The sequence below is a fragment of the Alphaproteobacteria bacterium LSUCC0719 genome (genome assembly GCA_040839025.1).
GTDB lineage: Bacteria > Pseudomonadota > Alphaproteobacteria > Puniceispirillales > Puniceispirillaceae > UBA8309.
In genome coordinates this window covers 779,789-795,989 of the sequence record JBFPJN010000001.1, presented here as the reverse complement: position 1 = coordinate 795,989, position 16,201 = coordinate 779,789, and the positions used below count along the sequence as shown (strand labels likewise).

11 protein-coding genes are annotated in these 16,201 nt (G+C 60.0%); 4 read left to right on the top strand and 7 right to left on the bottom strand.

The window, feature by feature from the left end; genetic code table 11:
* Nucleotides 1–158: 158 nt before the first annotated feature.
* The 5 genes from hemA to AB3X55_03790 form a co-directional block, all read right to left on the bottom strand.
* Nucleotides 159–1,397, bottom strand: a complete 1,239-nt coding sequence (gene hemA / locus AB3X55_03810; GenBank protein ID MEX0502699.1) for a 5-aminolevulinate synthase — start codon at nt 1,395–1,397, stop codon at nt 159–161.
* A gap of 179 nt (nt 1,398–1,576) precedes the next feature.
* On the bottom strand, nt 1,577–4,369 hold the full coding sequence (gene fdhF / locus AB3X55_03805) for a formate dehydrogenase subunit alpha (protein MEX0502698.1): 2,793 nt from the start codon (nt 4,367–4,369) through the stop codon (nt 1,577–1,579).
* A complete protein-coding gene (locus tag AB3X55_03800) occupies nt 4,362–6,077 on the bottom strand; it encodes an NADH-ubiquinone oxidoreductase-F iron-sulfur binding region domain-containing protein (GenBank protein MEX0502697.1) in 1,716 nt (571 codons plus the stop codon). The genes fdhF and AB3X55_03800 overlap by 8 nt, the downstream gene beginning before the upstream one ends.
* 145 nt (nt 6,078–6,222) lie before the next feature.
* The gene (locus AB3X55_03795; GenBank protein ID MEX0502696.1) at nt 6,223–6,411 is read right to left on the bottom strand and encodes a DUF3553 domain-containing protein; all 189 of its coding nucleotides are present in this window, start codon (nt 6,409–6,411) and stop codon (nt 6,223–6,225) included.
* A 141-nt stretch (nt 6,412–6,552) separates the two neighbouring features.
* Nucleotides 6,553–7,353, bottom strand: a complete 801-nt coding sequence (locus AB3X55_03790; GenBank protein ID MEX0502695.1) for a response regulator transcription factor — start codon at nt 7,351–7,353, stop codon at nt 6,553–6,555.
* Between the two features lie 492 nt (nt 7,354–7,845).
* Between AB3X55_03790 and dksA the strand changes: the two genes are divergently transcribed.
* From dksA to alaS, 3 genes are all read left to right on the top strand, one after another.
* The gene (gene dksA, locus AB3X55_03785; protein ID MEX0502694.1) at nt 7,846–8,211 is read left to right on the top strand and encodes an RNA polymerase-binding protein DksA; all 366 of its coding nucleotides are present in this window, start codon (nt 7,846–7,848) and stop codon (nt 8,209–8,211) included.
* A gap of 583 nt (nt 8,212–8,794) precedes the next feature.
* On the top strand, nt 8,795–9,925 hold the full coding sequence (gene recA, locus AB3X55_03780) for a recombinase RecA (protein ID MEX0502693.1): 1,131 nt from the start codon (nt 8,795–8,797) through the stop codon (nt 9,923–9,925).
* Between the two features lie 237 nt (nt 9,926–10,162).
* On the top strand, nt 10,163–12,793 hold the full coding sequence (gene alaS, locus AB3X55_03775; protein MEX0502692.1) for an alanine--tRNA ligase: 2,631 nt from the start codon (nt 10,163–10,165) through the stop codon (nt 12,791–12,793).
* Between the two features lie 105 nt (nt 12,794–12,898).
* Here alaS and AB3X55_03770 read toward each other — a convergent pair whose 3' ends face one another.
* Complete coding sequence (locus tag AB3X55_03770) at nt 12,899–14,116, bottom strand: NADP-dependent isocitrate dehydrogenase (GenBank protein MEX0502691.1); 1,218 nt, start codon at nt 14,114–14,116, stop codon at nt 12,899–12,901.
* A 230-nt stretch (nt 14,117–14,346) separates the two neighbouring features.
* Nucleotides 14,347–14,895, bottom strand: a complete 549-nt coding sequence (locus AB3X55_03765) for a TIGR00730 family Rossman fold protein (protein MEX0502690.1) — start codon at nt 14,893–14,895, stop codon at nt 14,347–14,349.
* Nucleotides 14,896–14,988: 93 nt separating this feature from the next.
* On the opposite strand from AB3X55_03765, the gene AB3X55_03760 reads away from it, so the two are divergent.
* Entirely contained in the window at nt 14,989–16,182 is a 1,194-nt protein-coding gene (locus AB3X55_03760) for a LysM peptidoglycan-binding domain-containing protein (GenBank protein MEX0502689.1), read from the top strand.
* The last annotated feature ends 19 nt before the right edge of the window (nt 16,183–16,201 follow it).

Genomic DNA, 16,201 nt, shown 5'->3' with positions numbered 1-16,201 from the left:
AGGCGGCTGGCGTATCTGACTATGGGGATATAGGTGGCCCGCCCCGCCACGTCCAGCGGCGGCATGTCGCGGGGCAGGGGGGGGCGGTGGTGCTTCTGGTGACGATGATGGTGCGGCAGTCATCGGCGCAGACGCCGGGCTGACCAGCGGCGGCAAGCCTACTGCGCGGCCTGGGTGCCCGTATTTTCGGCCAATACCCGGTCGATCACCGTCCGCAAGGCGGCGACAAGCCTGTCGATCATCTCGTCGGTGTGATAGGGCCCCGGTGTCAGGCGCAGCCGTTCAGTGCCGCGTGGCACCGTCGGATAGTTGATCGGCTGTACATAGATCCCGTGATCATCCAAGAGCAGCTGGCAGATCCGCGTTGTCGCGGCGGCATCGCCAACCATGACCGGTACGATATGCGTATCACCTTCAAGGATCGGAATTCCGGCGGCGCGGGCGGCCTCTTTCAGCCTGGTGGCCTGGCGCTGCTGCGCGGCGCGTTCGGTTGCGCTGGTGCGAAGATGGCGAATGGCGGCATGCGCCGCGGCGGCGGTGGCCGGCGGCATGGCGGTGGTAAAGATAAAGCCCGACCCGTGGCTGCGAACCGTGTCGCAGATCACATCGCTGGCCGCGATATAGCCGCCGGCCGCGCCATAGGCTTTGCCGAGCGTTCCCTGAATGACGTCGATTTCATCCTGCAGGCCCCGCATCTGGGCAATGCCGCCGCCCTCATTGCCATACATGCCGACAGCATGGACCTCGTCAAGATAGGTCAGCGCGTTGTAATGGCGGGCCAGCGCCGCGATCTCGGCGATCGGGCTGGTGTCTCCATCCATCGAATAGACGGATTCGAACACAATGATCTTCGGCCGCTCGCGCGGCTGTTCGGCTAGAAGCGATTCCAGATGCGCAACGTCGTTATGCCGGAATATGGCCTTTTCAACCCGCGCCATGCGGATGCCGGAAATGATCGAGGCATGGTTCATCGCATCGGACAGGATCAGAACGTCCGGCAGCTGCGCCGCCAGCGCCGCCAGGCTGGCCTCGTTGGCGACATAGCCGCTGGTAAAGGTCAGCGCGCGTTCCTTGCCATGCAGCGCGGCAAGTTCGTCTTCCAGCGAGACAAGAGCATGGCTGGTGCCGGAAATATTGCGGGTGCCGCCGGCACCGGCACCCCAGGTGCCGGCCGCCTCCTGCATCGCCGCAATCACGTCGGCGTGCTGACCCATGCCAAGATAATCGTTGGAACACCAGACGGTAACTTCCTCGGTGTGCCCGTCATGATGACGGCGCGCAACAGGGTGGCGCCCGGCAATGCGCTCCAGCTCGACAAAATGCCGATACCGGTTTTCGCTTTTGAGGCGGTTCAGCTGCGCGGTGAACCGCGCTGTGTAATCCCCGTCAAAGGTCATGTCATCTCTGTGTGTTCGGCACCAGTTCGATTTCGTGAACCTAGGCCAGATGAACGATAAAGAAAACAGCCCGCCGGTCCTGTGTGACGAAATGCGTCATGATCGGGCGGCCTGTCTGCATTCCTGACCATCTGTCCCATCAACGGCTGTCCATTTTTAGGGCCATTTATTCGGCCCTTCTATTCGGCGGCGGTTGGCACCTCGATCCGCGCGGCGGCGAATTTCAGTTCCGGAATCTTGCCATAGGGGTCGAGTGCCGGATTGGTCAGATAGTTTGCCGGTGCTTCATAGAAGCAGAAGGGCACAAAAATCAACCCGCTTGGCAATTTCGGATCCATGCGTGCCGCCAGTTCAATTTCGCCGCGCCGGGTTACAACGCGCACCATCGCACCGGCCTCGATCTTCAGGCTCTGCAGTGTTTCCGGCGCCATATGCACTTCCGGTTCCGGTTCAATGGCGTCGAGAACCGATGATCGGCGTGTCATCGAGCCTGTGTGCCAATGCTCCAGCAGGCGGCCCGTTGTCAGCACAATCGGAAATTCTTCATCCGGTGTTTCGTCGGGTGGCAGCACATCGGCCGGCGTCATGCGCCCGCGGCCGGTCGGCGTCGGGAACCCGTCACCGAAAATCACCTCGCGGCCGGGGCTGGCCTCGTCGGCGCAGGGATAGGTGACCGCACCTTCATCCAGCAGCCGTTGCCAGGTGATTCCCGTCAGCGACGGCATCACAAGGCGCATTTCGCCAAAGATGTCGCGCGGGTGGGTATAGGTCCAGTCCAGCCCCATCCGGTTTGCCAGTTCCTGAATGATCCACCAATCCTGGCGGGCCTCGCCCGGCGGCGCGACAGCGGCGCGTCCCATCTGCACCCGGCGGTCGGTATTGGTCACCGTGCCATCCTTTTCCGGAAAGGCCGAGGCGGGAAGAATGACATCGGCAAAAGCGGCGGTTTCGGTCATGAAAATGTCCTGCACCACCAGGATGTCGAGATTCGCCAGCGCGGCGCGGGCATGGGTCTGGTCGGGGTCGGACATGGCCGGGTTCTCGCCCATGATGTACATCGCCTTGATGTCGCCATCATGGGCGGCATCGGTGATTTCGACCACGGTCAGGCCAGGCGTGGGATCAAGCGTGGCACCCCATAATTCGGCATAGCGCTGGCGGGTTTCGGCATCGGCGACGGATTTATAGTCGGGAAAGAACATCGGGATCAGCCCGGCATCGGACGCCCCCTGAACATTGTTCTGGCCGCGCAGAGGATGCAACCCTGTGCCAGCCCGTCCGACATTGCCTGTCAGCAGTGCCAGCGAGATCAGGCAGCGGGAATTGTCTGTGCCATGCGTGTGCTGCGAGATTCCCATGCCCCAGAAGATCATCGCACTGTTCGCACCGGCATAACCGCGTGCCACGTCGCGAAGCGTCGCCGCGTCAATCCCGCAGATCGGGGCCATTGCCTCGGGCGTGGTATGGGCGGTGCGCGCCTTCAGATCTTCGAACCCTTCGGTATGCGCCTCGACATAGGCGGCATCATAAAGTTCCTCGGTGATGATCACATTGATCATCGCGTTCAGCATCGCCACGTCACTTCCCGGAGAGAAGCGAAGCGAGGCCGTGGCATAGCGGTCGAGATGCTGGCCACGCGGGTCCAGAACATACAGTTTGGCACCGCGCTGCGCCGCGTTCTTGATAAAGGTTGCGGCAACGGGGTGGTTCACTGTCGGATTGGCGCCGATGACGATGATCGCCTCGGCGTTGCGGCATTCGGCAAAGGACGCTGTAACGGCACCGGAACCGATATTTTCAAGCAGGGCGGCAACCGAAGAGGCATGGCACAGCCGTGTGCAGTGATCGACATTGTTGGTCCGGAACCCGGTACGCACCAGCTTCTGGACCAGATACGCCTCTTCGTTGGTGCCTTTTGCCGACCCGAAACCGGCCATCGCCGCCGGGCCGTGCCGGTCGCGAACCGCGGCAAGCCGTGTGGCGGCAAGATCCAGCGCTTCGTCCCAGCTTGCCTCGCGGAAATGCGTCAGCGGATTGGCCGGATCGAACGGCATGGAGGCGGATTTCGGCATATCATCGCGGCGGATCAGTGGCCGGGTCAGCCTTTCGGGGTTGTGGATGTAATCAAAGCCGTAACGCCCCTTGACGCACAGCCGCCCCTGATTGGCCGGTCCCGGACGGCCCGAGACAGCGACAATCCTCTCATCCTTCACCGAAAAGGTCAGCTGACAGCCGACACCGCAATAGGGGCAGACGGAATCGACATGCCGGTCGGGCGTCACCGCCAGCATCTGGTCTGCATCAAGCAATGTCTTCGGCATCAGCGCCCCGGTCGGGCAGGCCTGCACACATTCCCCGCATCCGACACAGGTCGAGGCACCCATGTCGTCGTCAAAATCGAATATGATCCTGGCTTCGGCACCGCGACCGGCAAGGCCGATCACGTCATTGACCTGAACCTCGCGGCAGGCGCGAACGCACAGATTGCACTGGATACAGGCATCCATATTGACAGCGATGGCCGGATGGCTGTCATCGGGGGTGGCGGCGGGTTTCGCCGGAAAACGCGCGGCGTCGACCTGCTGCGACCCGGCATAGCGCCAGAGTTCGGATTCAGGGTCATGTGCCACCTCGCGCGGCGGCTGGTCGGCAACCAGAAGTTCCATTACTATTTTGCGGGCCGTCCTGGCGCGGTGATTGTCGCTATGCACAACCATACCGTCGCTCGGCGTCCGGATGCAGCTTGCCGCGAGGACACGCTCGCCCTCGATCTCGACCATGCAGGCGCGGCAGTTGCCATCGGCGCGATACCCGTCCGTGTCGCGATAGCACAGATGCGGAATGTCGGTGCCGTGGCGGGCCGCCGCCTGCCAGATTGTTTCACCGTGGCGGGCGGTTACCGGCTGCCCGTCCAGGGTGAAGGTCACAGTGGCAGTCTTGTCACCACCATTCCCTTTGTCATGGTCACTCATGATCGCCTGCCTTGATATCGTCCGGGAAATGCGTCATTGCGCTGATCAGTGGGTTCGAGGCTGCCTGGCCAAGGCCGCAGATGCTGGCATCCGCCATCGTCGTGGCAAGCTCGCCAAGCAGTGCCGTGTCAGGCATTGCGGCCCCCATCAGGGCGACGGCCTTTTCGGTGCCGTTGCGACAGGGCGTGCATTGACCACAGCTTTCATGCGCGAAGAATTTCATCAGATTGAGCGCCGCATCCCACATATTGTCATGATCGGACAAGACCACGACGGCATGCGAGCCCACAAAACAGCCTTCCTCGGCAAGTGCGCCGCCAAAATCCAGCGGAATATCGGCCTTGCTTGCCGGCAGAATCCCGCCCGAGGCGCCGCCAGGCAGATATCCCTTGAACGCATGCCCCTTGGCCATGCCGCCGCACAATTCGATCAGTTCATTGACCGTCGATCCAGCCGGCGCAACGACAACACCGGGTCGCGCCACACGCCCTGACACTGAATAGCTTCGCGGGCCGGGATGCCCGTCCTTGCCCATGTCGTTGAACCAGTCGGCGCCATTCTGGACGATATCGCGGACCCAGTGCAGCGTTTCGATATTGTTGACCAGAGTTGGCAAGCCGAAAACACCAACCTCGGCAACATAGGGCGGCCGATGTCTCGGCAGGCCGCGCTTGCCTTCGATGGATTCGATCATCGCCGATTCCTCACCGCAGATATAGGCGCCGGCTCCGCGCCGCAGTTCGATGTCGACATGATCTGCCAGACCGGCAGCCCGCACCAGATCGAGTTCGGCCCGAAGAAGAGCGATGATTTCGGGATATTCATCCCGCATATAGATGAAACAGCGGTCAATGCCGACAACATGCGCAGCGATCAGGATTCCCTCGATCATCCGGTGCGGGTCGGTTGACAGATAATGGCGGTCCTTGAAGGTTCCCGGCTCGCCTTCATCGCCATTGACGGCCATCATCCGCGGGCCCGGCTGCCCGCTGACGATTCGCCATTTCCGTCCGGTCGGAAATCCCGCGCCGCCGAGGCCGCGCAGCGCCGCCTGATCCATGACCGACAACACATCCTCGCGCGATCTGGTGCCGGCAAGGAGATCGCGCACCAGGCCGTAGCCACCGGCAGCCACATATTCATCGAACAGAATGGCATCATGTGGGGCGGCGGGGTGTGGCACGCTGTCGACCGCCGACAGATCGTCAAAAGCCGCCGGGGCGACCAGCTGGTGGCCAATGGCGGCGGCCGGCGCCCTGTCACAGGCACCGATACAGGGGGCGGCGACAAATCTTACCCTGTCACTGGCATAGGGCTGGAGCTTTTCAAGCAGGGTCTCGCCGCCGGCCATCATGCAGGACAGCGAGGTGCAGACACGCACGGTGCAGGAAGGCGGCGCGTCCTCGCCCTCGCGGACAAGGTCGAAATGGTCGTAAAAACTGGCGACTTCCCACACTTCGGCCATTGGCAGGCCCATCCAGGCCGCCAGCGCCGCGAGATGGCGCGCAGACAGATGGCTGAACCGGTCCTGCAGCCGGTGGAGATATTCAATCAACAGGTCGCGGCGCGGTGCCTCATTGCCAAGCAATGCCTCGACGTCGGCGAGGGCGGCGGGGTCGACAAGCCGTCCCTTGGGCTTGTAACTGCCGCGGCCCCGGCTGGATTTGCTTCCCTGCTGTCGGTCTGATGGAACGCCTGCTTCGTCCATTTTATCTGTCCCCCACTGTCAGGCACGCGATCACCTGCGCCATCCGGCCCACTATCTCTGCTTGCCTTGCCGTTCATCTCACCAATTGCGCCATGCGGTGACGCATACAGGATGAAATGCCGGTGGGCGATTGTAGGGCAGGGGGCTATGTGGCGTCCTCTGGGCCCGGCAGATCGACTTTGACAAGTTCGATTATGGCACAGTTGATCATCTGTTTGCCAGCATGGGTGAAATTGACCGTGACGTTATGGCCGGTGATCGACTGCACCTGACCAAGGCCCCAGTCGGGTCGGTCGGGATGTGTCACGAAATCACCAAGGCTGAAATAAAGCATGCGGAAGGATCCTGTTGTCTGGCCCTGAAGCAGTCTGGCCCTTAAGCATTTTGGCCATGGAAAAAGGGGGTGATCCACCCCCTTTTGTCACTATATCGTTAACACGGACAACCGAACCGTTAATAGAGTCATCCGCCGGTGTCAGTTTGCCGCCATCTGTCGGTCGGGTTCCTTGCGGCGGCGTGGCTGCACCTGCGGCCCCGCCGTTTCGGGGTCGATATCGCCGATGCTGTCGGGAAGGTCGGAGGATGACGCAGGGTTCATCGCCTCGGTTTCCCGCAGGATATAGCCCTGGCCCCATACCGTATCGATGCTGACACCGCGGGCGCCGGCAAGTTCCAGCTTGCGCCGGAGCTTGCAGATGAACACATCGATGATCTTTGGCTCCGGCTCGTCCATGCCCCCATAGAGATGGGCCAGAAAAGCGGTCTTGCTGAGAACGGATCCCTTGCGAAGCGCAAGAAATTCGACGATCCGGAATTCCTTGCCAGTCAGCGACAGAGGCTCGCCGTCGATCAGCGCCAGATGGCGGTTCAGGTCAACCTCGAGATTGCCGACGGCAACGGTGGCCGAGCTGTGCCCGTGTGTGCGCCGGATGATGGCGTCAAGGTTCGCCAGCAATTCAAACCTGTCGAACGGCTTGGTCAGATAGCCGTCTGCGCCGGCACCAAGGGCGGCAATCTTGTCATCGGGTGTGGCATTGCCGGAAACGACGAGAATCGGCACCGGAATGTGGTTCTTGCGGATCAGGCGCGCCAATCTGGTGCCGTCACCGTCAGGAAGGTTGATGTCGAGAAGCACAGCATCGATGTTATTGTGCTTGAGTTCCGCCAGCGCGGTTTCGATGTTGTGTGCTGTCGACTGAAAATGGCCTGCTTCTTCCAGTGTCATGCCCAGAACGTCGGCTACAACTGGATCGTCTTCTACAATTAAAATATGCATGGCTTTTTTTCCTAAAAAAATGTGGACGATATTCGTTTTGGTTCTCCTGACCGCGGATCCGGCGGTAATGCCGTCGAAACCCCCGATTTGATCGTTAAGTTAAGCGTAATTAAAGTGGCACAGGGCCTCAATTCACATATGCGTGATTCACTTTTTAGTAACAATAATGATGAGTTAAAAGTCTTTTTTTAAGTTTTTGTATCGTAAAACAGCGCTTGAAGGGCTGTGGTTTTTTGTGTAATCCCATGCCCACGGATCGCTGGCGATGCGTGAAACTGGTGCCCAGTCTCATTTCTAAAGTTTCTTCGCCGGCAGTCGACAACACACAGTAATTGTGGGCCTTCAGTCTTTGAAACGGATGATCAAATGACCGAAAAAACCAAGAATAAGGCGACAAAACCGGCCAAATCGACAGCCAAGACGGCAAGTGGCGTGACCGCAACGCCGATTCTGTTACCGGAAGGATATCGTCCAAGCGAGGACGAGGAATTCATGAATCCGATGCAGCTTGCCTATTTCAGGCAGAAGCTGGAAAGCTGGCGGGCCGAGTTGCTTGCCGAAGCCTCGGAAACGATCACCGGCCTGTCTCAGGAAAACCTGCATCGGCCAGACCAGATGGACCGGGCGCAGATCGAAAGCAACGCAACCATCGACCTTCGAACCCGTGACCGGGAACGCAAATTGCTGCAGAAGATCGAGGCGGCGCTGCGCCGCATCGACGAGGGAAGCTACGGCTATTGTGTCGAGACTGACGAGCCGATCAATTTGCGCCGGCTGGAGGCCCGCCCGATTGCCTCGCTCAGCCTGCACGCGCAGGAACGCCACGAACGGATGGAGCGGATTCACCGCGACGATTGATCTGCACGGGATATGCTTCCAGTCGGTGATGACTGGTCATGGGAATCCCTAACCGGCATGATTCCAGATGCAGACTTGTTTGACGGCCCGACAGGCAAATTGTCGGGCCGTTTGCGATTGAACTGCCAACACACGCTCAATGCCAATATGCGCGCGGTGCCAAAACCAGGTTCCGAAAACCGCTGCCCAGTCTGGGCAGACGGCTTGTGTTGGGCGCATCACCGCCCCCCGACATCCTGAAACAAGAACAAAGCATGAAAATCTTCTTGAAAAAGGAACAAAACAGGTACACACTACAGATAGGTTGGTGGCATGGTGGTGTCAGACATCACGCATTTGTCAGATATGACGGATTTGTCAGACATCACATTGCCACCGAGTGTCGGTGCCACCGGGTGTCGGTGGTTTGTATTAGGGCCAGCGTTGGATCGCGGAGAGGCCGTTTAGTGACCGGCACGCTTATGAAACATCTGGGGCCGTTATGGACGGTGCCCGCTAGGCTGGAGCCTTTCATCAGGGACTATCCGCAGGGACAGTTTCCGCATGGACAGGGTTCGGCGGCTGTGCAAGAAGGAGGACTGACATGGCTGGAGTCGTGGTGGACCTGCAAATGAAGAATGATGACAAAGCCAAGGCGCTTGAAGCTGCCATTGGCCAGATTGAAAAGGCGTTCGGCAAGGGCTCGGTAATGAAGCTCGGCCAGCGCGAGGCGGCGGCTGACGTTCAGGCGATCTCGACCGGGTCGCTCGGTCTCGATATCGGACTTGGCATCGGCGGCTTTCCAAAGGGGCGGATCGTCGAGATCTATGGTCCCGAATCCTCGGGCAAGACAACGCTGGCGCTGCATGCGGTGGCCGAGGCCCAGAAAGAGGGTGGCAATTGCGCCTTTGTCGACGCTGAACATGCGCTTGACCCTGTCTATGCCCGCAAGCTCGGTGTGAATATTGACGATCTGCTGATTTCCCAGCCTGACGCAGGTGAACAGGCGCTCGAGATTGCCGATACGCTGGTGCGCTCGGGTGCGATCGACGTTCTGGTCATCGATTCGGTGGCGGCGCTGGTGCCGCGGGCCGAGCTTGAGGGTGAAATGGGGGATACCCATGTCGGACTCCATGCCCGCCTGATGAGCCAGGCGCTGCGCAAGCTGACCTCATCGATTGCGCGGAGCAACTGTCTGGTGATCTTCATCAACCAGATCCGACTGAAGATCGGCGTGATGTTCGGCAATCCCGAAACCACCACAGGTGGTAACGCGCTGAAATTCTATGCTTCGGTTCGTCTTGATATTCGCCGGATCGGGGCGATCAAGGATCGTGACGAGGTGATCGGCAACCAGACCCGTGTCAAGGTGGTCAAGAACAAGGTCGCCGCGCCATTCCGTACCATCGAATTCGACATCATGTATGGCGAGGGCATCTCCAAGATGGGAGAGCTTCTCGATCTTGGCGTCGCCGCCGGCATTGTGGAAAAATCGGGGGCCTGGATTTCCTATAATGGTCAGCGGATCGGGCAGGGGCGGGAAAATGCCAAGAATTTCCTGCGCGAGAATACCGCTCTTGCCGAAGAGATCGAGGCGGCGATCCGGCAGAATGCAGGCCTTGTCGGCGACCAGATGCTCGACCAGTCGATTGCGGAAACGCCCGAAGCTGTGGTGCCGTCCTCACCGGATGAGCCTCTGGCCCCCGGCGAAGGTTCAGGCGCCGTGCCTGAGTAAGGCCCGGCCGGTCCCGGACCATGGCCGTGCCCCCCGGGGTGGCGGCATCATACCCAAACCCCGCCCGGTCATTGACAGGCGGGGTTTTTCTGTTTCCTGCGGGTGCCATGTTTGGCTGGACATTGGCGCGGGCGGGCGCGTAAAACAGGCACGCCGCGCCGGCGGTGCGACCGATTCGTCTGTCGCGTCGCCACCGGCAGCCACAGCCATGATCCGTCCGCAACGCAGGAACCAGTGATGAGCAGCGTTAATGATATCAGGAAGGCCTTCCTCGATTATTTCGCCGGCAACGGCCACGAGATTGTCGATTCGAGCCCGCTGGTGCCACAGAATGATCCAACCCTGATGTTCACCAATGCCGGTATGGTTCAGTTCAAGAACCTGTTCACCGGTGTCGAGACACGCGGCTACAACCGGGCGGCCACGTCGCAGAAATGTGTGCGGGCCGGCGGCAAGCACAATGATCTGGAAAATGTCGGCTATACGGCACGCCATCACACCTTTTTCGAGATGCTTGGCAATTTTTCCTTTGGCGACTATTTCAAGGATCAGGCGATCGAGCTTGCCTGGAACCTTGTCACCCGGGAATTTGGGCTTGATAGCAGCAAGCTGCTTGTCACCGTCTATCATGAGGATGACGAGGCGGCGGCTCTCTGGAAGAAAATTGCCGGCCTTGGCGATGATCGTATCATTCGTATTGCCACTTCGGACAATTTCTGGGCGATGGGGGATACCGGTCCCTGCGGTCCCTGTTCCGAAATCTTCTATGATCATGGGGACCACATCCCCGGTGGTCCACCAGGTTCGCCGGATGAGGATGGCGACAGATTCATCGAAATCTGGAACCTTGTCTTCATGCAGTTTGAGCAGCTTGCCGACGAGCGTATTTCGCTTCCCAAGCCGTCAATTGATACCGGCATGGGACTGGAACGCATCGCCGCCGTCCTGCAGGGCAAGCACGACAATTACGACATCGATATGATGCGGGCGCTGATCGAGGCGTCTGCCGATGCCTCGAACACCGATCCTGATGGCGAAAAGAATGTGTCGCACCGTGTTGTCGCCGACCATCTGCGGGCCAGTTCGTTCCTGATTGCCGATGGCGTGCTGCCATCGAACGAAGGCCGCGGCTATGTTCTGCGTCGAATCATGCGCCGCGCCATGCGCCATCTGCATCAGCTTGGCTGCGCCGAGCCTGTCATGTACAGGCTGGTGCCGGCGCTTGTCGCCGAAATGGGGGGACAATATCCTGAACTTGGGCGTGCCCAGTCTCTGATCGGCGAGACCTTGAAGCTTGAGGAAACGCGGTTCAAAGAGACGCTGGGGCGCGGTTTGCGGCTGTTGAACGAGGAAATCGAGGGCAAGGCCTCGGGAGGTGTTCTAGATGGCCAGACAGCTTTCAAGCTCTATGACACTTTCGGTTTTCCCCTCGACCTGACGCAGGATTTCATGCGCGGCTATGGCTGGAGTGTGGATACCGACGGTTTTGATGCCGCGATGGCCGAGCAGAAAGCCGCAGCACGGCGCGCCTGGACCGGTTCCGGCGATGCCGCCACCGAGACCATCTGGCTTGACCTTGGCGAGCGTCTGGGGGCCACCGAATTCCTTGGCTATACCTCCGAGAGTGCCGAGGGGCAGGTTGCCGCGCTTGTGGTTGACGGCGCTGAGGCCGACACGGCGACAGGAAGCGTGTCCGTGATCACCAACCAGACCCCGTTCTATGCCGAGTCAGGCGGCCAGCAGGGCGACAGGGGGATGATTTCCTGGGAAGGGGGGCATGGCAGCGTCACCGACACCTTCAAGACACCTGCCGGCATGTTTGTGCATCGGGTGGATATCGGTAAAGGGACGCTTGGCGTCGGTGAGGCGCTGCGGATGGAGATTGACGGTGATCGCCGTCGTCGTCTTCGCGCCAACCATTCGGCAACACATCTTCTTCACGAGGCGCTTCGTCATGTGCTTGGTGACCATGTTGCCCAGAAGGGATCGCTTGTCGCGCCCGACCGGCTGCGTTTCGATTTCTCGCATCCGCAAGCGGTGTCGGCCGAGGAGTTGGCCCGCGTGCAGGCCATCGTGAATGAACGCATCCGGATGAACAGCGAGGTTTCGACCCGCATCATGACGCCGGACGCGGCAATTGAGCTTGGGGCGCTGGCGCTGTTTGGCGAAAAATATGGTGAGGAAGTCCGGGTTGTCCAAATGGGCGGCGAGACGGATATCGAGGGACGAGGTGCCTGGTCTGTCGAACTGTGCGGCGGCACGCATGTCGGGCGCACCGGTGATATCAGCCTGCTTCGCATTGTCTCGGAATCGGCTGTTGCCGGCGGTGTACGCCGGATCGAGGCGGTGACCGAGTCAGGCGCGATGGAATGGCTGGACAGCCGGGAACAGGCCCTGCTGCAGGCCGCCGAGATGCTGAAGGTGGCACCGGAACAGCTTGCCGAGCGGGTGGCTCGCCTTGTCGAGGACAACCGCAAGGCGGAGCGCGACATTGTCACGCTGCGTCGCAAGCTGGCGGCTGGCGGCGGCACCGGCGAGGCGCCCACCGTCGTGAATGGTGTCAATTTTGTCGGACGGCTTCTTGAAGACACGCCGGCACGCGAGCTGAAATCCATGGCGGACGAGATCAAGACCAACCTGTCGAATGCCGTGATCTGTCTTGTCGCAACGGATGGCGGCAAGGCGTCGATTGTCGTTGCGGTGACGGATGACCTGACCGCAAGCCGCAACGCGGTCGATCTTGTGAAGATCGGGTCCGGCGCGCTTGGCGGCGGTGGTGGCGGCGGCAGGCCGGATATGGCACAGGCCGGTGGTCCGAATGCCGACGCGGCGGCGGCCGCCATCAAAGCCGTTTCAGCCGCCCTCTGACGCAACTTTCTGACCGCAAAAAAAAGGCACATCGCATGGCGCGATGTGCCTGTTCATAGAATCTGTCTGATCAGGTTCTGACCAGACATTTCATCGGCTGGCCGACTAGACGTTCATCGCCGCTTTCAGATTGTCGTCCAGCGCGTCGAGGAAGGCGTCGGTTGTCAGGAACGGCTGCTCATTCGAGATCAGCAGCGCCAGATCCTTGGTCATCTGCCCGCGTTCAACAGTCTGGATGCAGACCTTTTCCACTGTCTCGGCGAAATTGGCCACATCCGGGGTATTGTCGAATTTGGCGCGATAGCTGAGACCACGGGTCCAGGCGAAAATCGACGCAATCGGATTGGTCGAGGTGGGTTTGCCCTGCTGATGCTGGCGGAAGTGACGTGTGACCGTGCCGTGTGCGGCTTCGGCCTCGACTGTCTTGCCATCGGGTGTCATCAGGACCGAGGTCATCAGGCCAAGCGATCCGAAACCCTGGGCAACGGTGTCGGACTGTACATCGCCGTCATAGTTTTTACAGGCCCAGACAAACCCGCCATCCCATTTCATCGCGCAAGCCACCATGTCATCGATCAGACGATGTTCATAGGTGATCCCGGCGGCGCGGAACTTGTCAGCGAATTCATCTTCAAACACCTCTTCGAACAGATCCTTGAAGCGCCCGTCATAGGCCTTCATGATCGTGTTCTTGGTCGACAGATAGACTGGCCATCCGAGGTCCAGACCGTAATTCATGCAGGCCCGTGCAAAGCCGCGGATCGACTCGTCGAGATTGTACATCGACATTGCCACACCGCCATCCGGGAAGTCGAAGACTTCGCGCGTCACCGGCGCACTGCCGTCGGCGGGGGTGAAGGTCATGGTCAGCTTGCCGGCGCCCTGGACGACGAAATCGGTAGCCCGGTACTGGTCGCCGAAAGCGTGACGACCGATCACAATCGGGCGGGTCCAACCGGGTACCAGACGGGGTACATTCTGGCAGATGATGGGCTGACGGAACACGGTGCCGCCAAGGATGTTCCTGATGGTGCCGTTTGGCGAACGATACATTTTCTTCAGGCCGAATTCCTCGACGCGCGCCTCATCGGGGGTGATGGTCGCGCATTTTACACCAACGCCGTATTCCTTGATGGCATTGGCGCTGTCGATCGTGATCTGGTCGTTTGTCTCATCCCGCTTCTCGATCCCGAGGTCGTAATATTTGAGGTCGATATCAAGATAGGGGAAGATCAGCTTGTCTTTGATTTTCTGCCAGATGATGCGGGTCATCTCGTCGCCGTCGATTTCAACGACTGGGGTTTTTACTTTGATCTTGGACATGGCTTTCCTTCACCTCTTACATCGTGTCTGTCGGCCCTGGCATGGCCGATCAAACAGCATCAAACACTGGCACAGGTGCGGGTGAACTGACACCGCGCACGGCACCTGCCATTTCCGGCTCGTATGGGAACATCAACTGACTGGCACCGACGCCCCCCAAAGGTCGGTTGCGTGGTTTGTACTGTCCAAGCGGCGTGAGCGCAAGGCCAATGCAACGTTGTTTGGCCGGTTCAGCTGTTTATGAGTTCCTGCAGATGGGGCTTCAGCCCGTCAACCGAAGCCACGGTGTCAAAATGCTGCAGGTGGCCGTTATGCATGAAACCCTCGGCAACCACAGAGTCGAGCATCGCCAGGAGGGAATCCCAATAGCCGTCGATGTTGAGGATGATGACCGGCTTTTTGTGCAGATCGAGCTGCCGCCAGGTGGTGATTTCCATTGTCTCGTCGAGGGTGCCGAGACCGCCGGGAAGAATGATGAAGGCGTCACTTTCCGCATACATCATTTCCTTGCGCTGATGCATCGTATCGATGACATGAAGCTTGGTGACACCGGCATGGCCGATCTCCACGCGATCAAGGAATTTCGGGATGATGCCGATGACCGTGCCGCCACTTTCAATCGCGCCGTCGGCCACCCGTCCCATCAATCCTCTGCGTCCTCCGCCATAGACAAGTCCCAGACCATGGCTTGCGATCAGGGCTCCCAGATCGTAGGCGGCCTCGGCATAGGATGGCTTGTTGCCAGCCGACGCGCCGGCAAAAACGCAGATTTTTTTCATGGCAATGACGTATCCTGTGATTGAAAGAACATCTTGATAGCATTACGCTGATAAACGTTTTCCGCCAGCGAAAAGGTGTTCCGTGTGAGGGTCTTGACCTATATCTTTGTCGGTGTTGGTGCGGCCATCGCCGTCATCGCGCTTGCCGTCACGCTTCTGGATACCGGCGAGCAGGCAAAGATTGAACCGCAATCAGACGCATCGCAAACCGTGACAGCCAAGGCGCAGACGACGGGCAATGGCACGTTGCAGACACAACAGTCTGCCGACGGCGCTGGCGGCGGCGGACAGGCCAGCAATGGTGCTGGAAGCGACGGTGCCGGAAACGACGGTGCCGGGTCGGGCGCGGCAACATCCACGACGTCATCATCACAGCCGGCGACTGATGAACCGGTGCCGCCCACAGTGTCGATCGATCTTGCCCAGGTCAGACCGGATGGCAATGCGGTGTTCGCCGGCAAGGCGACACCGAATGCTGAAGTCACCGTTTTCGAGGGCGATGTGATCCTTGGCCGTACCAGGGCGGACGAGAATGGCGAATGGGTGATCATTCCGGACGCGGCGCTTGGTGCCGGCGAGCATCTTGTATCGGTTGGGGTGGTGTCCGAGGATGGCAGATCGTCGGTCGCCGACATCACGATGGCCATTCAGGTCGGCGAAACAACCGAGGATCGTCCCCTGGTCGCGCTGCTGCCACAGACCGAAACCGACATGCCGAAATTGCTGCAATCACCGGATGACATTGCCGCCCCGGCTGTTGAACGCCCGGCGCCGGTTGCCGGTGCGGCGACATCCACCGCGTCGGCAACGGCAAGCGACACGGCAATGCCCGTGGTGCCGGCCATTGCCCCGCGGTCGCTGTCATGGAAAGCGGATGGTGAACTTGTCGTCGCCGGCGTCTCGCGAGGCGGCGTCCGTGTCGATGCGGTGGCCGACGGCATCTCGTTCGGTGACACCGGTACGGCCAGTGATGGCAGCTGGCAGCTTGCCGGCAAGGTTGATATGGCAAAGTCGCGTCGGACGATGATCTTCACCCTTCGCAATGCCGACAATGCGGTGATAGCAACCTATGAACTGCCGGTTGCGACACGCGATCTGTCTCAGGGTCTTGACGGTAGTCGTATGGTCATTGTCCAGCGCGGTGACGCGCTGTGGCGTATTGCCTACAGCTCCTATGGCGAGGGGATCAGATATGTTGATATCGTGCGGCGCAACGCAGCCGCCATCAATGATCCTGACCTGATTTTCCCGAACCAGATTTTCGCGCTCCCGAAGTCTCCCGAGTGACGCCTGGGCGGGGCCGACA